Annotated in this window: 12 protein-coding genes; 3 read left to right on the top strand and 9 right to left on the bottom strand. The window is 61.5% G+C overall.

All coding sequences use genetic code 11. From position 1 onward, the window contains the following. Nucleotides 1–36 precede the first annotated feature (36 nt). The 9 genes from BLJAPNOD_RS09110 to BLJAPNOD_RS09070 all read right to left on the bottom strand — a co-directional run bounded on the left by BLJAPNOD_RS09110 (nt 37) and on the right by BLJAPNOD_RS09070 (nt 10540). Nucleotides 37–1716 (bottom strand): formate--tetrahydrofolate ligase, encoded by a 1680-nt coding sequence (locus tag BLJAPNOD_RS09110; protein ID WP_115419586.1) that lies wholly within the window; start codon nt 1714–1716, stop codon nt 37–39. A gap of 107 nt (nt 1717–1823) precedes the next feature. Beyond that, entirely contained in the window at nt 1824–3047 is a 1224-nt protein-coding gene (locus tag BLJAPNOD_RS09105; RefSeq protein ID WP_077503400.1) for a DUF2333 family protein, read from the bottom strand. Between the two features lie 3 nt (nt 3048–3050). Further along, on the bottom strand, nt 3051–4340 hold the full coding sequence (locus BLJAPNOD_RS09100; protein ID WP_115419585.1) for a DUF6638 family protein: 1290 nt from the start codon (nt 4338–4340) through the stop codon (nt 3051–3053). A 132-nt stretch (nt 4341–4472) separates the two neighbouring features. After that, on the bottom strand, nt 4473–4880 hold the full coding sequence (locus tag BLJAPNOD_RS09095; RefSeq protein ID WP_077503398.1) for an endonuclease domain-containing protein: 408 nt from the start codon (nt 4878–4880) through the stop codon (nt 4473–4475). 115 nt (nt 4881–4995) lie between these two features. Beyond that, the gene (locus tag BLJAPNOD_RS09090; protein WP_115419584.1) at nt 4996–6912 is read right to left on the bottom strand and encodes an AAA family ATPase; all 1917 of its coding nucleotides are present in this window, start codon (nt 6910–6912) and stop codon (nt 4996–4998) included. Nucleotides 6913–6914: 2 nt separating this feature from the next. Beyond that, complete coding sequence (locus BLJAPNOD_RS09085; protein ID WP_115419583.1) at nt 6915–8063, bottom strand: hypothetical protein; 1149 nt, start codon at nt 8061–8063, stop codon at nt 6915–6917. A 72-nt stretch (nt 8064–8135) separates the two neighbouring features. Then, entirely contained in the window at nt 8136–9224 is a 1089-nt protein-coding gene (locus tag BLJAPNOD_RS09080; protein WP_115419582.1) for a hypothetical protein, read from the bottom strand. Nucleotides 9225–9389: 165 nt separating this feature from the next. Further along, entirely contained in the window at nt 9390–9788 is a 399-nt protein-coding gene (locus BLJAPNOD_RS09075; RefSeq protein WP_199565919.1) for a cytochrome c family protein, read from the bottom strand. 158 nt (nt 9789–9946) lie between these two features. Continuing rightward, nucleotides 9947–10540, bottom strand: a complete 594-nt coding sequence (locus BLJAPNOD_RS09070; protein ID WP_077503393.1) for a thymidine kinase — start codon at nt 10538–10540, stop codon at nt 9947–9949. Nucleotides 10541–10811: 271 nt separating this feature from the next. Here BLJAPNOD_RS09070 and BLJAPNOD_RS09065 point away from each other — a divergent pair, with 271 nt between their 5' ends. The 3 genes from BLJAPNOD_RS09065 to choV all read left to right on the top strand — a co-directional run bounded on the left by BLJAPNOD_RS09065 (nt 10812) and on the right by choV (nt 13743). Next, nucleotides 10812–11768 carry a choline ABC transporter substrate-binding protein gene (locus BLJAPNOD_RS09065; protein ID WP_115419580.1) on the top strand — a complete coding sequence of 319 codons (957 nt, stop codon included), beginning with the start codon at nt 10812–10814 and terminating at the stop codon, nt 11766–11768. A gap of 83 nt (nt 11769–11851) precedes the next feature. Beyond that, on the top strand, nt 11852–12697 hold the full coding sequence (choW, locus tag BLJAPNOD_RS09060; RefSeq protein WP_077503391.1) for a choline ABC transporter permease subunit: 846 nt from the start codon (nt 11852–11854) through the stop codon (nt 12695–12697). Further along, complete coding sequence (choV, locus tag BLJAPNOD_RS09055; RefSeq protein ID WP_077503390.1) at nt 12694–13743, top strand: choline ABC transporter ATP-binding protein; 1050 nt, start codon at nt 12694–12696, stop codon at nt 13741–13743. The genes choW and choV overlap by 4 nt, the downstream gene beginning before the upstream one ends. The last annotated feature ends 21 nt before the right edge of the window (nt 13744–13764 follow it).

The raw sequence follows: 13764 nt of genomic DNA, 5'->3' as shown, positions 1-13764 counted from the left end.
ATTCCATTTCGAGGCGTTGCGGATCACCGAAAGTGGCTAAAACAGCCCTTCGATATAGCCTTGCTGGTTGAGATAAATCTTCTCCGACGACGGCACCTTCGGCAGGCCCGGCATCGTCATGATCTCGCCGGTGATGACGACGACGAAGCCGGCGCCGGCGGCAAGCCGCACTTCACGGATCGGCACCGTGTGGCCGGTCGGCGCGCCGCGCAGGTTGGGATCGGTCGAAAACGAATACTGCGTTTTAGCCATGCAGATTGGCAGATGGCCGTAGCCCTGATCCTCCCAAGTCCGCAGCTGATCGCGCACCGACTTGTCGGCGATCACTTCGCTGGCGTGGTAGATGTCCTTGGCGATCGTCTCGATCTTGTGGAACAGCGACATCTCGTCGGGATAGAGCGGCGAAAACTGCGAGTGGCCACCTTCGGCGAGGTCTGCCACCTTTCGCGCCAGTTCCTCGATGCCGGCAGAGCCTTCGGCCCAATGGCGGCAGAGCACGGCCTCGGCACCGAGCGTCGCGACATAGTCCTTGATCGCCTGCACCTCGGCCTCGGTGTCGGAGGTGAAGTGATTGATCGCGACGATCGCCGGCACGCCGAATTTTTTCACGTTCTGCACGTGGCGGCCGAGATTGGCGCACCCCTTGCGCAGCGCCTCCAGGTTCTCCTTGCCGAGATCGTCCTTCTTGACCCCACCATTCATCTTGATGGCGCGCACGGTTGCGACAATTACGGCGGCATCGGGCTTGAGCCCCGCCTTGCGGCATTTGATGTCGAAGAACTTTTCGGCGCCGAGATCGGCGCCAAAGCCGGCTTCGGTCACGACGTAATCGGCAAGCTTGAGTGCCGTCGTCGTCGCGATCACCGAGTTGCAGCCATGGGCGATGTTGGCGAACGGGCCGCCATGCACGAAGGCGGGGTTGTTCTCCAGCGTCTGCACTAGGTTCGGCTGCATCGCATCCTTCAACAGCACGGTCATCGCCCCATCCGCCTTGATGTCGCGGGCAAAGACCGGACTCTTGTCGCGCCGGTAGCCGATGATGATATTCCCAAGGCGCTTTTCCAGATCCTTCAGATCAGTCGAAAGGCAAAGGATGGCCATGACCTCGGAGGCGACGGTGATGTCGAAGCCGGTCTCGCGCGGATAACCGTTGGCAACGCCGCCGAGCGAGCCGACGATGTTGCGCAGCGCACGGTCGTTCATGTCCATCACCCGCCGCCAGGAGATGCGCCGGATATCGATGTTCTGCTCGTTGCCCCAATAGATGTGGTTGTCGAGCAGCGCCGCCAGCAGGTTATGCGCGGAGGTGATGGCGTGGAAGTCGCCGGTGAAATGGAGGTTCATGTCCTCCATCGGCACCACCTGCGCGTAGCCGCCGCCGGCTGCCCCGCCCTTGACGCCAAAGCAGGGCCCGAGCGACGCCTCGCGGATGCAGACGACCGCCTTCTTGCCGATGCGGTTGAGCCCGTCGCCGAGGCCGACCGTGGTCGTCGTCTTGCCTTCGCCGGCCGGTGTCGGGTTGATCGCCGTCACCAGGATCAGGTGGCCGTTCTTGCGGTCCTTCTGGGCGGCGATGAATTCGGCGCTGATCTTCGCCTTGTCATGCCCGTAAGGCAGCAGGTGCTCCGGCGGAATGCCGAGCTTCGCACCGATCTCCAGGATCGGCTTCTTCTTCGCGGCGCGCGCGATTTCGATATCGGACTTGACCTCCGCCATGGGTTTTCCCCTCCCCCCAAGCTCGCATTCTTTGACCGCACCCCTTTATGGGATGAAGCTTGTTTTCAGCGGCTCCGGGCCGGAGCCGCTGCCATCAGGCATGAATTTTAGCGTGCAAGAATGTCGCGCATCTCGACGATGTTGGAGCGCACCCGCAGGATATAGAAGCCCATGGTCGCCAGATGCGTCGGCATGATCCACCCGGCCTCCTCGCCGTTGGAAATGATGAAGGGCTGGATGCGCAGCGCCGAGCGCAGCTGCTTGATCGTCTCCGTCCAGATCGGCGTCAGGCCGCGCTGGGCGACGACGTTCTCGAAGTCGGCGCCGGCGGCCGAAAGGATGCCGTAGTAGCCGTAGAGCTGGCCGTAGGCGAACCAGAAGCGGTCGTCGGCGCGCGTATCGAACCAGCCGCCATTGTGGTTTTCCGAGCGCTCCCTGATGATCGCCGACGTGTTGCCGAGATCGTTGGCGATGCGATCGAGGAACTCGACCAGGTTGTCGGCGCGGCCGTCAAAGACGGCGTCACACTTGGCAAGCGTCGTGTTGAAGGTGCGCATGTCCCTCATGGCCGCGCGATAGAAGCTCGGCGTCGGGGTCTTCGGGCCAAACGGATTGAGGCCGAAATACCAGGTCTCCTCATCGAACTGGATGTTGCCGCGCGCGCGCTGCAGATCGTTGTTGATGCCGGAGGTGCCACGAACGCGACCGAGCGAATCCACGAGCTCTACCGAGGTGCGACGGACCGCCTGGTTGATGCCGCGCTGGAACGATGCCTTGTTGTCGAGCCAGGGCGTATCGTCCCAGTCGAGGCCGAAGAAGCCGACCTTGTAGAGCAGCATCGACGAGATCCAGGCGTTCTCGTTGACGTTGAAGTCGATGAGATCGGCTGCGACATCGACGATCGCCGAGGTCTGGCACTGGGTCCCGGCCGGCAGTTGCACGGCGGCGAGCGCCTCGGGCGTCACTTCGGCGGGCGGAGTGGCGACTGCCGCCTGGTTGGTTGCAGCCGCACCGGGCGTCGCCTGTCCAGTCGTGGCTCCCGGTCCGCTCACCGGCGAACCGGCAGGCACCTTGCGCTCGGCGAGCTTGTAGCGATCGACATAGTCAGGGTTGAAGTTCGTCCAGGCCTGGGTCTGCCAGACGAAATAGCCATAGAAGAAGATGAGGCCGAGCAAAATGATGCCGATCGGTCCCTTGATGATCCAGCTGCGCTGGCGATACCAGTTTCCAAGCAAAACGAACGGCCACAGCAGCCAGGCAACGGCCAGGCCGATGCCGCGACCGATCGCGGTAAAGACACGCTGGAAAAACGCAACGATCGGATCAAACATGTCCTATTCCTCTCTGAGGCCGTAAAGCTTACGGCGGAAGGCCGCCTTGTCTTTGAGATATGTCCCGGTCAGTGTCGCAACAACATATTCCCTGAACTTTTCACTGTAACGCTCGTAGGCGTCATAAAACCCCTGCTTGTCGAAGACGAAGCGGGAGACGAAGTCGCGCGGAACGAGCTGGGCGATCAGGCGGTTGACCAGCCACTGGTCGGCATGAGTGGGCGATGCCCTCACCAGCATGAAGCGGTTTGCCGGGGCCACATCCTGCATCCGGATGCTGCCAGTCGTCTGCACGGCGCGCAGCATTTCCTGCAGAAATGGATAGGCCCCATCTCGGGCAACAAGGGCAGCGTTGCGGTGCATCCAGGTCTGCAGCCAGATCCGGTCGACACGCGCAAGATCCGCCGTCGGATCGGCGTCGTTGATCAGGCCGCGCACCACCATGTCGGCGCGGTGCTGGTAGAGGCCGGAATCCTCGACCCAGGACGCCTGCGGCAGCTGCAGCCGCTTGGTCGAAGCGAGGAAATCGTAGATGCGGGCGTGATCGTCGATGGCGATATAGCTGACCTGCCAGGGCCGCGACCGGCGAAAACCTGGGACCGACGGGTCGCAGATGACCGTCGTCGTCTTGTCGTCGAGGAAGACATAGACGCCGCCGAAATGATTGGCCCAGAAGGCATCGTGGCGGAAGACGAGTTGATCGGGCACCAGCGCATTCTGGCGGATGTCGCCGGTCACCTTCGCCAGCTCGACCATGCGGTTGAGCATCTCATCGTCCGTCCAGGCCGTCGGCACCTTCTTCAGGCGGTCGACGAGACCACGCAGTTCGGCCGCCTTGCCCAGCATGTCCTCAGCGGAAAGCACCCGGAAGCGCACCTCGTTGATCGATAGCAGGTCGTCGATGTCGTCGACGATCGAAACCGAATCCTCGATCTCGCCGTAGAGCGCATCCTTGATCGTCACCGCGTTGATGGCGCGACTGTTGGCATTGAAGAACTCGTGCATCAACGCCGCCGTATTGGAAAAGCTGGTGTGCACCACCGGCAACTCCGCCTGATCCGGCGTCATGATGATGAAGCGGCGGTTCACCCGGTTGGGATCGAGATAGTCGCGATCGCCAAGCTCGTCGGCAATCTCCGGCGAGAACCCGGTGATGTCGATGCTGAAGCGCTCCAATGCCGTCGGAGGCAGGCCAAAGCCCTCAAGCGCCTTGTTGTAGCGCGCGATCAGATGCGGCTCGGCGATATCGAGCAGTCGTCCATAGATGAGCTCGGCTTCGAGAAGGCGTTTCATGCCTGAAGCCCTCCAATGACAACATAGCAAGGTCGCTCAAGGTCGCCGAACTTGTATCGGCCACGCAGGTGCATTCGTCCCCTCTCCCCGCCTGCGGGGAGAGGTTTAGGGTGAGGGGCAAATCTCCATCGTTCAAACATGGCTTTCGCCCGCAGGAATGAATGTCAAATCTGATGTCCTCACTTCACCCGTCAAACGCTTCTCCAGGATCGCAACAACCGTCTCCAGAACCGCATTGCGCTCATTGAATACTTGCATGTTCCAGAAGCGAACGACGCTCCATCCATTGGCGACCATGTACATATCGCGAATTGAATCGCCACTACTATTCGCGTGCTGGCTCCCATCGACTTCGACGACGAGATGGTGATCCCGACAGGCGAAGTCAGCAAAATAGCGGCCTATCGGAAACTGCCGAACGAACTTGTAGCCATTGAGCCGTCGAGCCCTGAGCTCCGACCACAATATCGCTTCTGCTTCGTTATCCGAACGGCGCAAAAGACGTGCACGTTCGGTGGCTTTCTCGTCCGCTCCTCTCATGCCGGCCCCTCACCCTAGCCCTCTCCCCGCACGCGGGGAGAGGGGATCGCGTCGCGCGCCGTGGTCAACCACAGTGCGAAAAGCAGGCCAAGGCGATCATCTCTTGCTTCAGACATCAGCCCTGCCACCGGCCATCGCGTTTCATCGCCTCGATCTCGCGGATCGCCTTCTCGCGTTGGCGCTCGCGGCGGATGATGTCGGTGACGGCGGCATCGTCCGACTTGTCGGTGTAGCGGAATTCGCTGTCGGCGTAGCGGTTGATTTCCTGCAGCACCATCTCGATGGTGATCGGGCCGCGCAGCGCCTCGATCATCGCTTTCTTCTCGTCATAGCCCTTGTGCATGAACGAGCCGGCATCCTTGAACCAGTCGTCGGGCAATTCGACGTCCATCGCCCGGAGCTTGACAGCATCGGTGATGTTCTTGATCGCCCGGCCGGTAAAGCGGGGTTCCGCCTCCTTGATCATGTGCAGATAGGCACCGACATCGGCGAGAGTGGCGAGTGCCCACTTCTCCTTCTGGTAACGCTCCCAGACGGACACGAGCCCTTCTTCCTGTGGTCGCGAATGCGCCTCGTAGGATTGCGACACGGCGCGCTTGATCTCCTGGCCCTCAAACAGCGCGTGCTCGCCGAGCGGGATCTTGTGGTTCTTGCCGACCAGCAGCGCGAAGATGTCGATATAGTCGTCTTCCGTCTGCGGCCCATCGACCAGCCAGCGGGCGCCGGCGCGCTGGCGCAGCGCATCATCGACATTCTCCGGGTAGTTGGAGAACATGCCGAAGGTGCAGTTGCCGCGCACCACCGTCGAGGCACCGGCAAAGCTTTCCATCAGCACCGCCGTTACCTCGTGCTGGCCGGCAGATGCCCGGTCGTCCGAGCGCTTGGCAGCGACCTGGTCGACATCGTCGATCGTGCCGAAGCCGATGGCGCGCGGGTTGATGACGTTGTTGACGAACTCCTTGCAGTTCTGGCCCGACTTGCCCTGATAGGAGGAGATCTGGTCGACGCCGAAATTCTCGTAGTGGAAGGCGTAGCCGGCGATCTCGCAATACTCGTTGAGCATGCCGGCAAGCATCTGTATCAGGATTGTCTTGCCGGTGCCCGGCATGCCGTCGCCGATGAAGGTGAAGAGGAAACCGCCAAGCTCGACGAAGGGGTTCATCTGCCGGTCGAAGTCGTAGGCCATCAGCATCTTGGCAAGCTTCAGCGCCTGGTACTTGGCGATGTGGTTGCCGATGATTTCTTCCGGTTTCTTGAAGGTCATCACCAGCGGCTTGCGCTTCTGGCCGGGCGCGACATCGAAGCCGTTGAGCGTGAAGTCGTCCTGATCGAGGCGGATATGCACGCTTTCGAAGCTCTGCAGCCCGGTAAATCGACCCTTGCGCGCGATCAGCCCCTCGATCGCCACACGCGAAAACGCACGGGCCCGCGCCGTCAGCGCCAGATCGTCGGCCGCGCCTGAAATGCTGCGGTCAAGCGCTGCGATCAGCCCCTTCAGGGCATCCTGCGGCGTGTCGAACAGAAAGTCCGGCTCGACGGCATCGTCGACCGGCTCGCCCTCGCCCGACAAGGTCGCGCCGAGATAGGCGGCCAGCGTAAAGGCCGAGATGTAGGCGGAAGCATTCAGCAGCGCCTTGAACTGGTTGGCGTCCTCGCCGGCAAGCGGCGCGGTCAGATTGCGCGCCTGCAGCTGCTCGAGGTCCGTCTGGCGCGCGAAGACGTCGGCAACCGCCAGCGCCACCTGGATGCCGCGGCGGGTCCTGTAGAGTACCGCATGTTGCGCCGGCGACAGCATCGGATCGCCCTGCCGCACCGCCTGAACGGTGCGCACAAGCTCGACCTCGCGGGTGCGACGCTGGCCGCCGGTCGAAACCGTCGAGACGAACCGTCGCCCGGTGCCGGCAAGCGGTGCGCCAGCCGGCCCTTCGTCGCGCTCGAGGATCACCAGCTTGGTCACCAGCCCCTGCGCGACCGCCTGGTGCTTGGCGATCTCGTCCTCGTGCAGCGTCGTCAGCCCGGCATTGAGTGTCATGCTTAAACCTCGCTCACGACCTGGTTTCCGGAGATGACATGCACCTTGTAGTCGCCGAAGACCTGGGCCGCCTCGCCGGATGCATAAAGCGCCTGATAGGCATCGTGCGGCACCAGCGCATGTTTCTCGTAGGACGAGACGCCCATGCGCGTGGCCTCCAGATTGTCGGTATCGATGTGGAACTCTTCCTGCGCCGGGGTCGTCGACCAGAAGCCGCGCTGTGCGGCGCGTTCGGCCTTGGAAAACACCTCCTGCACCGTCCAGGTCAGAAGCCAGGCATTTTCGGGCTTGCGCACCTTGGACAGGATCTCGTTGATCTTCGCATTGTTCTCGGTGATCCCGGCCGAGTAGAACGGTCCAAGCACGATGCGCCGCAACTGCTTGGGATGCAGCTCGGCGAAATCCTTGTCCATGTTGGTGGCGATCGTGATCGGCGTCAGCGAGTAGGTGCTGTTCTTCGAGGCGAAGTCATCGAAGCGGCTGGCAAGCTCCGGGTTGAGCAGACCGCCGACCGGCAGCGGGATTTCCACCTGCGGATTGAGCTTGCCATCCGCGGTGACGAGCATCTCGACGATCTTTTCCGAGGAATCCTCGATCGTCGCCATGTACACCATCGGCAGGGTCTGGGTGCCGTCGAAGGCTCCCCAGCTCACGACATAATAGGGCCGCATCGTCTTGGGGTTGACCGCGACGCGGATCGTTTCCGGCAGGATGAAGGGTGAAAAGATCTCGCCCTTGCCGATCTGCTCAAGATAAAGCCGCTCCGCCATGCGCGACTGCAGCGCCTCGGGAAAAGCCTTCTGTCTCAGGATGAAATCGGCCATCTCCTCGCGCAGCGCATCGGCCGACGGAATATCCGCAAGCCGCTTGCCCGCTGTCTGCCGGTCGTTTTCCAGCTCGAGCACGTTCTGGAAAACCGGAAAGCCGCTCTCGGCCCGCGAAATCCTGAACTGATCGACGAAGCCGATGCGGTTCTCCCAGCAGGCGATCGACGCTTTCAGCCGGGCCAGATAGGGAACGATCACCTCGCCAACCACCGTGTTGCGATAGAGCGGCGAATTGCGGTCTCCGAGAAACAGCTCAAGCCCGGCCAACGCCGAATGGATCGAGGCGAAATACTGCGCAACGGCGGGGGATGCGGCGATCTTCATGCCGTTCCCCCCGGCGCGCGGCGCAAGGCAAAGTCGAACCGTTTCATGCGCATGCCCATGTGCTCGCGCCGATCACTGCTTCACGTAGTTGGCAGTGTTGTGCTTGTCCATGACCGCCTGGAAGCGGCGGGCAAAGGCATCGTCGGCCAGCTTCTTGCGGCGCTGGATGTCCTGCGTCGACAGCATGTTTTTCTCGTGCATTTCCAGGAGGTCGCCGATGTGGCGCTGGGCGGCCGCACCGATGCCGGCCATCGTCTCTTCGGCTGCCGTGTCGACCTGGCTTCCGAGCGTGTTGATCTTGTGGGCGACGTCCTGCTGGGCCGCCGTCTTCAATGAATCTTCCAACGCCTTGTAGAGCACGATGCGCTGTTCGGTATCGATCGTCAGCTTGTTGATCAGGGTGTTCTGGGCGGCGATCTGGTTGTTGAGCGAATCGACGAAGGTCTGGAACATCGAGGTGTAACGCTCGAGCGTCTGGCTTTCGGCCAGCAGCTCCTGCTCCTTCGCCTGTTTCTCATTGTACTCCGTCGCCAGCGCCGAGCGCTCGCCTTCGAGCTCGGTGCGCACCTTCTGCTCGGTCGAAGCGGCAATGCGGTTCTCGATGTCGAGCAGCAGCGGGTTCAACTCCTCAATGCGCTTCTGCACCGTTTCCAGATTGGACATCGTGCCCTTGCGGCGCTCGATCACCTGGATCAAGCTCTGTTCGGAGGTCTTGTAGCGCTGGTCGAGGATCGACTTCTGATCCTTGAGGATGCCGACGATCGTGTCGGACTTCGACAACAGCTCCTGCAGATTGCCGGCAAGCGACATGTTGCGCACCCGGTCGGTGCGCATGCGCTGCATCTTCTGCTTGGAGAAAATACCGATGAACTTCTCGTAGCCGGTATAGTTCTTCATGCTCTCGAATTCGGAGCCGAAGACGTTGGTCGCATCCTCCAGCCCGATGATCAGGTCGGCAATGTTCGCCTCCATCACCTTCTGCTGGTTGATCACGTCCTGAATGCGGGCATTCTCGATATCGAAATTGACGTCGCCGAGCTTGGTCTCCGATTTGGCGAACTGCTCCAGCACGACACCGGATTGCTCGAGCTTGCCGCGCATCTGCTCGACAACGCTTTTCGTCTTCTCGATCTCCGCGTCAAAATTCTGAAGAGAAGCCATATCATCCCCCTGGATCGGTCGAGGCAACAGATGCCATCCGGGCCAAATTATTCAGCCTTCGATTGCAGGTATATAAAGGGTGTTTATCGAAAGAGAACAAGTCTCGCCGGCCGGCTTTTTTGGTCAACCGTACCGTCGAAGTGCTTGAGATATCGAAGGCATTGCCTATTTGGCCGCAGATGGGTCCTTGAGATATGCAATGACGTCGGCGATGTCCTGCGGCTTCCTCAGCCCGACAAAGCTCATCTTGGTGCCGCCCACCATCGCCTTGGGGCTTAAGAGATACTCACTCAGTGTCGGCTCGTCCCAGACATGCCCTTCCGCACCGAAGGCCTTCATGGCCTCTGAATAGCTGTAGTCGGACACTGACGCGGCCGGACGACCGATAACGCCCATCAGGCTCGGGCCGACCCTGTTGTTCGGCTCGGTGGCGGTGTGGCAGGCGCCGCATTTGCGGAAGACGGCAGCGCCCGCCTTGGCGTCGCCACCGGCATGAGCGGGCGCAGCACCGAGACAGAGACAGAGCAGGAGAGACGGAAAGATGCGCGACATCGCTGACCTCATCTGGGAAAGACGGGATCAGCATTGCATCCCGAATGCGTGGTCTTCAAGACGGCAGGCGGTCGCACCAAGGCACCGCGCGTCAAGCAGCGCCTGAAGAGCAGGGCATGGCACTCGCAAGTGGCAGCGGAACGCCTTGAATCGAATCCGATTTCAGAGCGTCACGCCGGATCGCAGCGCATCTTGTCTTCCCAATGGCGCCGGCAATAGGAGACATATTTCTCGTTGCCGCCCACCTCGACCTGGGCACCCTCGCGAACGACATTGCCCTGCCCGTCGAGACGGACGACCATGGTCGCCTTGCGGCCGCAGTCGCAGATCGTGCGCACTTCGCGCAGTTCGTCGGCAATGGCCAGAAGCGCCATAGAGCCCGGAAAAAGCTTGCCCTGGAAATCGGTGCGCAAACCGTAGGCCATGACGGGGATGCCGATCCGGTCGGCGACCCGCGCCAGCTGCCAGACCTGCTCCTCGTCGAGGAACTGGGCCTCGTCGACGAAGACGCAGGCGATCTTGCCCATGTCATCCGCGTTGAGCCTTTCGATCAGACCAAAAAGATCGTCGCCGCCATGGAAGGGAATGGCATCCGCGTCGAGACCGATGCGCGACGAGATGCGCCCGGTGCCTGCCCGGTCGTCGAAAGCCGCGATCAGCATGACGACGCGCATGCCGCGTTCCTGATAGTTATAGGATGCCTGCAGCAGCAACGTGCTCTTGCCCGCATTCATCGTGGCATAGCTGAAATAGAGTTTGGCCATATCCTGCCGCCTCCGGAAATCGTCTCGCCGGTACATGACGAGGCTTGGCCCCGAAGGCCAGAGCCTGTTTGCGCGACCCACAGTTTTTCGCTCGACTTGACCATTTCGTGGGCATTGCGACATTCTGCGTCGCAGCGTGCATCCCGTCAGCGTATTGACGCAATACACTTCCTTCGACATCAAAGCGCTTGAATTCGCTATCCAATGGTGTTTGGCTAACACTCCAACCGTGTTTGGCTATAACAATAATAGAGGCAGGGGAACGACAACGATGAACAAAGCACTCTCTCTCAAATTCATGCTCGCGGGCGCCGTTTCGCTGGCTGCCCTTGTTGCCGGAAACGCCGCGGCAGCCGAGCCCGAAAGCTGTGGCACCGTCCGTTTCTCCGACGTCGGATGGACGGATATCACAGCCACCACCGCCACGGTTTCCGCCGTGCTCAAGGGCCTCGGCTACGAGACCGATATCAAGGTTCTCTCGGTGCCGGTCACCTACACCTCGCTGAAGAACAAGGACATCGACGTCTTCCTCGGCAACTGGATGCCGACCCAGGAAAACGACGTACGCCCCTATCTCGACGACAAGTCGGTCGAATCCTTCGGCCCGAACCTCGAAGGCGCGAAATACACGCTGGCGACCAACGCCAAGGGTGCCGAACTCGGCATCAAGGACTTCAAGGATATCGCCGCTCAGAAAGACGCGCTCGAAGGCAAGATCTATGGCATCGAGCCGGGCAATGACGGCAACCGCCTGATCATCGACATGGTCGACAAGGACACCTTCGGCCTCAAGGGCTTCGAAGTGGTCGAATCCTCCGAACAGGGCATGCTGGCGCAGGTCGCCCGCTCCGAAAAAGATGGCGCGCCGATCGTGTTCCTCGGCTGGGAACCGCATCCGATGAACGCCAACTTCAAGCTCACCTATCTCTCGGGCGGTGACGATATCTTCGGCCCCAATTTCGGCGGCGCCACCATCTTCACCAACGTTCGTGCCGGCTACACCACCGAATGCCCGAATGTCGGCAAGCTGCTGACGAACCTCAAGTTCTCGCTGCAGATGGAAAACGAGATCATGGGCAAGATCCTCAACGACGGCAAGGAACCGGACGCAGCCGCGAAGGAATGGCTGAAGGCCAACCCGACGGCCATCGAACCGTGGCTCGCCGGCGTCACCACCAAGGACGGCGGCGAAGGCCTTGCCGCGGCCAAGACCGCGCTCGGGCTCTGACCGACGACAAGGCGGGGCAAGACCCCGCCTTTTTTTCACCGCATCGCGCGATATTGTTGATCTGACGAGACGGATTTACCCCTGTGGAATTTCTGACAGAATACCGCATTCCCATCGGCGGCTGGGCCAAGGCGTTCGTCGACTGGCTGACGACGAACTTCGAGCTGTTCTTCGACCAACTTGCCAGCTTCCTGTCGGGCGTCGTCGGCATTCTGCTCTATATCCTGCAGACGCCCCACCAGCTGATCGTGGTGGCAGTCATCACCGGGCTCGCCTGGTGGTTCCGCCGTTCGCTCGGCGTGACCCTGTTCACCGGCCTCGGATTGCTGCTGATCATCAACCAGGGTTACTGGAAGGAAACGACCGAGACACTGGCTCTGGTGCTGGCTGCAAGCGTCGTCAGCATGGCCGTCGGCGTTCCGCTCGGCATTGCCGCTGCGCGCCGGGCCTGGGTCTATTCCGTCATGCGTCCGATCCTCGACCTGATGCAGACGATCCCGACCTTCGTCTATCTGATCCCCGCGCTCATTCTCTTCGGCCTCGGCATGGTGCCGGGCCTGATCGCAACGGTGATCTTCGCCATTCCGGCCCCCATCCGCCTCACCCGCCTCGGCATCATCTCGACGCCGCCATCGCTGGTGGAAGCGGCACAGGCCTTCGGCGCAACACCGGCCCAGGTGCTGCGCAAGGTCGAGTTGCCCTTCGCAATGCCGCAGATCATGGCGGGTCTGACCCAGACGATCATGCTCTCGCTGTCGATGGTTGTCATCGCCGCACTCGTCGGCGCCAACGGCCTCGGCGTTCCCGTGCTGCGGGCGCTGAACACGGTGAACGTCGCAAAGGGTTTCGAGGCCGGTCTCTGCATCGTCATTCTCGCCATCATCCTCGACCGCCTGTTCCGCTCGTCCGACGAAGGAGAAGGCGCATGACCGACGCCGTCGTTTTCAAGAATGTCGACATCATCTTCGGCAACAACCCGCAGACCGCGCTGCAGATGATCGACCAGGGCAAGACCCGCGACGAGATCGGCGCGGCCACCGGCCTGGTGCTGGGCGTCGCCGGTGCAACGCTTTCGATCAACGAGGGCGAGATCCTTGTCTTGATGGGGCTCTCCGGCTCCGGCAAGTCGACGCTGCTTCGCGCCGTCAACGGCCTTGCGCCCGTCGTCCGCGGCGAAGTCGAGGTCAAGACCGCCAATGGACCGCTCAATCCCTATCGCACCACACCGAAGTCGCTACGCGATTTCCGCATGCACACCGTGTCGATGGTGTTCCAGCAGTTCGCACTGTTGCCCTGGCGCACCGTTGCCGACAATGTCGGCTTCGGCCTCGAGCTGGCCGGCATGCCCGACGCCGAACGCAAGGCCCGCGTGGGCGAGCAGCTTGAACTCGTCAATCTGACGAAGTGGGCAGGCCGCAAGGTCAACGAGCTTTCGGGCGGCATGCAGCAGCGCGTCGGCCTTGCCCGCGCCTTTGCGACCGGTGCGCCGATCCTGTTGATGGACGAACCGTTCTCGGCCCTCGACCCCTTGATCCGCACGCGGCTTCAGGACGAACTGCTTGAGTTTCAGCGTCGCCTGAAGAAGACCATCGTCTTCGTCAGCCACGACCTTGACGAGGCGTTCCGCATCGGCAACCGCATCGCCATCATGGAAGGCGGCCGCATCATCCAGTGCGGCACGCCGCAGGACATCGTCAGAAACCCGGCCAACCAGTATGTCGCCGATTTCGTCCAGCACATGAACCCGATCACCATGCTGACGGCGAAGGACGTGATGCAGACCGGCGTCCAACGCGGTGCGACCGTAGCCGGCGTGACGGCAACCGCCAAGCCGACGACACCGCTCGTCGATATCCTCGACGCCATGTCCCGCCAGCCGGGCAGCGTCGGCGTCGTCGACAACGGCTCCGTGGTTGGCACGATCAACGCGCAGAACATCGTCGAAGGCCTGACGCGACACCGCAACAAAAGTTGACTAAAGCGCACAAGAAGCCAA

The organism is Ensifer sp. M14, assembly GCF_003355565.1.
Lineage (GTDB): Bacteria > Pseudomonadota > Alphaproteobacteria > Rhizobiales > Rhizobiaceae > Ensifer.
This window is presented reverse-complemented; position numbering and strand designations above follow the sequence as displayed.

Excerpts from the sequence above, each read along its gene's own strand:
- BLJAPNOD_RS09110 (WP_115419586.1), bottom strand. The coding sequence starts at position 1,716 with ATGGCGGAGGTCAAGTCCGATATCGAAATCGCGCGCGCCGCGAAGAAG.
- BLJAPNOD_RS09105 (WP_077503400.1), bottom strand. The coding sequence starts at position 3,047 with ATGTTTGATCCGATCGTTGCGTTTTTCCAGCGTGTCTTTACCGCGATC.
- BLJAPNOD_RS09100 (WP_115419585.1), bottom strand. The coding sequence starts at position 4,340 with ATGAAACGCCTTCTCGAAGCCGAGCTCATCTATGGACGACTGCTCGAT.
- BLJAPNOD_RS09095 (WP_077503398.1), bottom strand. The coding sequence starts at position 4,880 with ATGAGAGGAGCGGACGAGAAAGCCACCGAACGTGCACGTCTTTTGCGC.
- BLJAPNOD_RS09090 (WP_115419584.1), bottom strand. The coding sequence starts at position 6,912 with ATGACACTCAATGCCGGGCTGACGACGCTGCACGAGGACGAGATCGCC.
- BLJAPNOD_RS09085 (WP_115419583.1), bottom strand. The coding sequence starts at position 8,063 with ATGAAGATCGCCGCATCCCCCGCCGTTGCGCAGTATTTCGCCTCGATC.
- BLJAPNOD_RS09080 (WP_115419582.1), bottom strand. The coding sequence starts at position 9,224 with ATGGCTTCTCTTCAGAATTTTGACGCGGAGATCGAGAAGACGAAAAGC.
- BLJAPNOD_RS09075 (WP_199565919.1), bottom strand. The coding sequence starts at position 9,788 with ATGAGGTCAGCGATGTCGCGCATCTTTCCGTCTCTCCTGCTCTGTCTC.
- BLJAPNOD_RS09070 (WP_077503393.1), bottom strand. The coding sequence starts at position 10,540 with ATGGCCAAACTCTATTTCAGCTATGCCACGATGAATGCGGGCAAGAGC.
- BLJAPNOD_RS09065 (WP_115419580.1), top strand. The coding sequence starts at position 10,812 with ATGAACAAAGCACTCTCTCTCAAATTCATGCTCGCGGGCGCCGTTTCG.
- choV (WP_077503390.1), top strand. The coding sequence starts at position 12,694 with ATGACCGACGCCGTCGTTTTCAAGAATGTCGACATCATCTTCGGCAAC.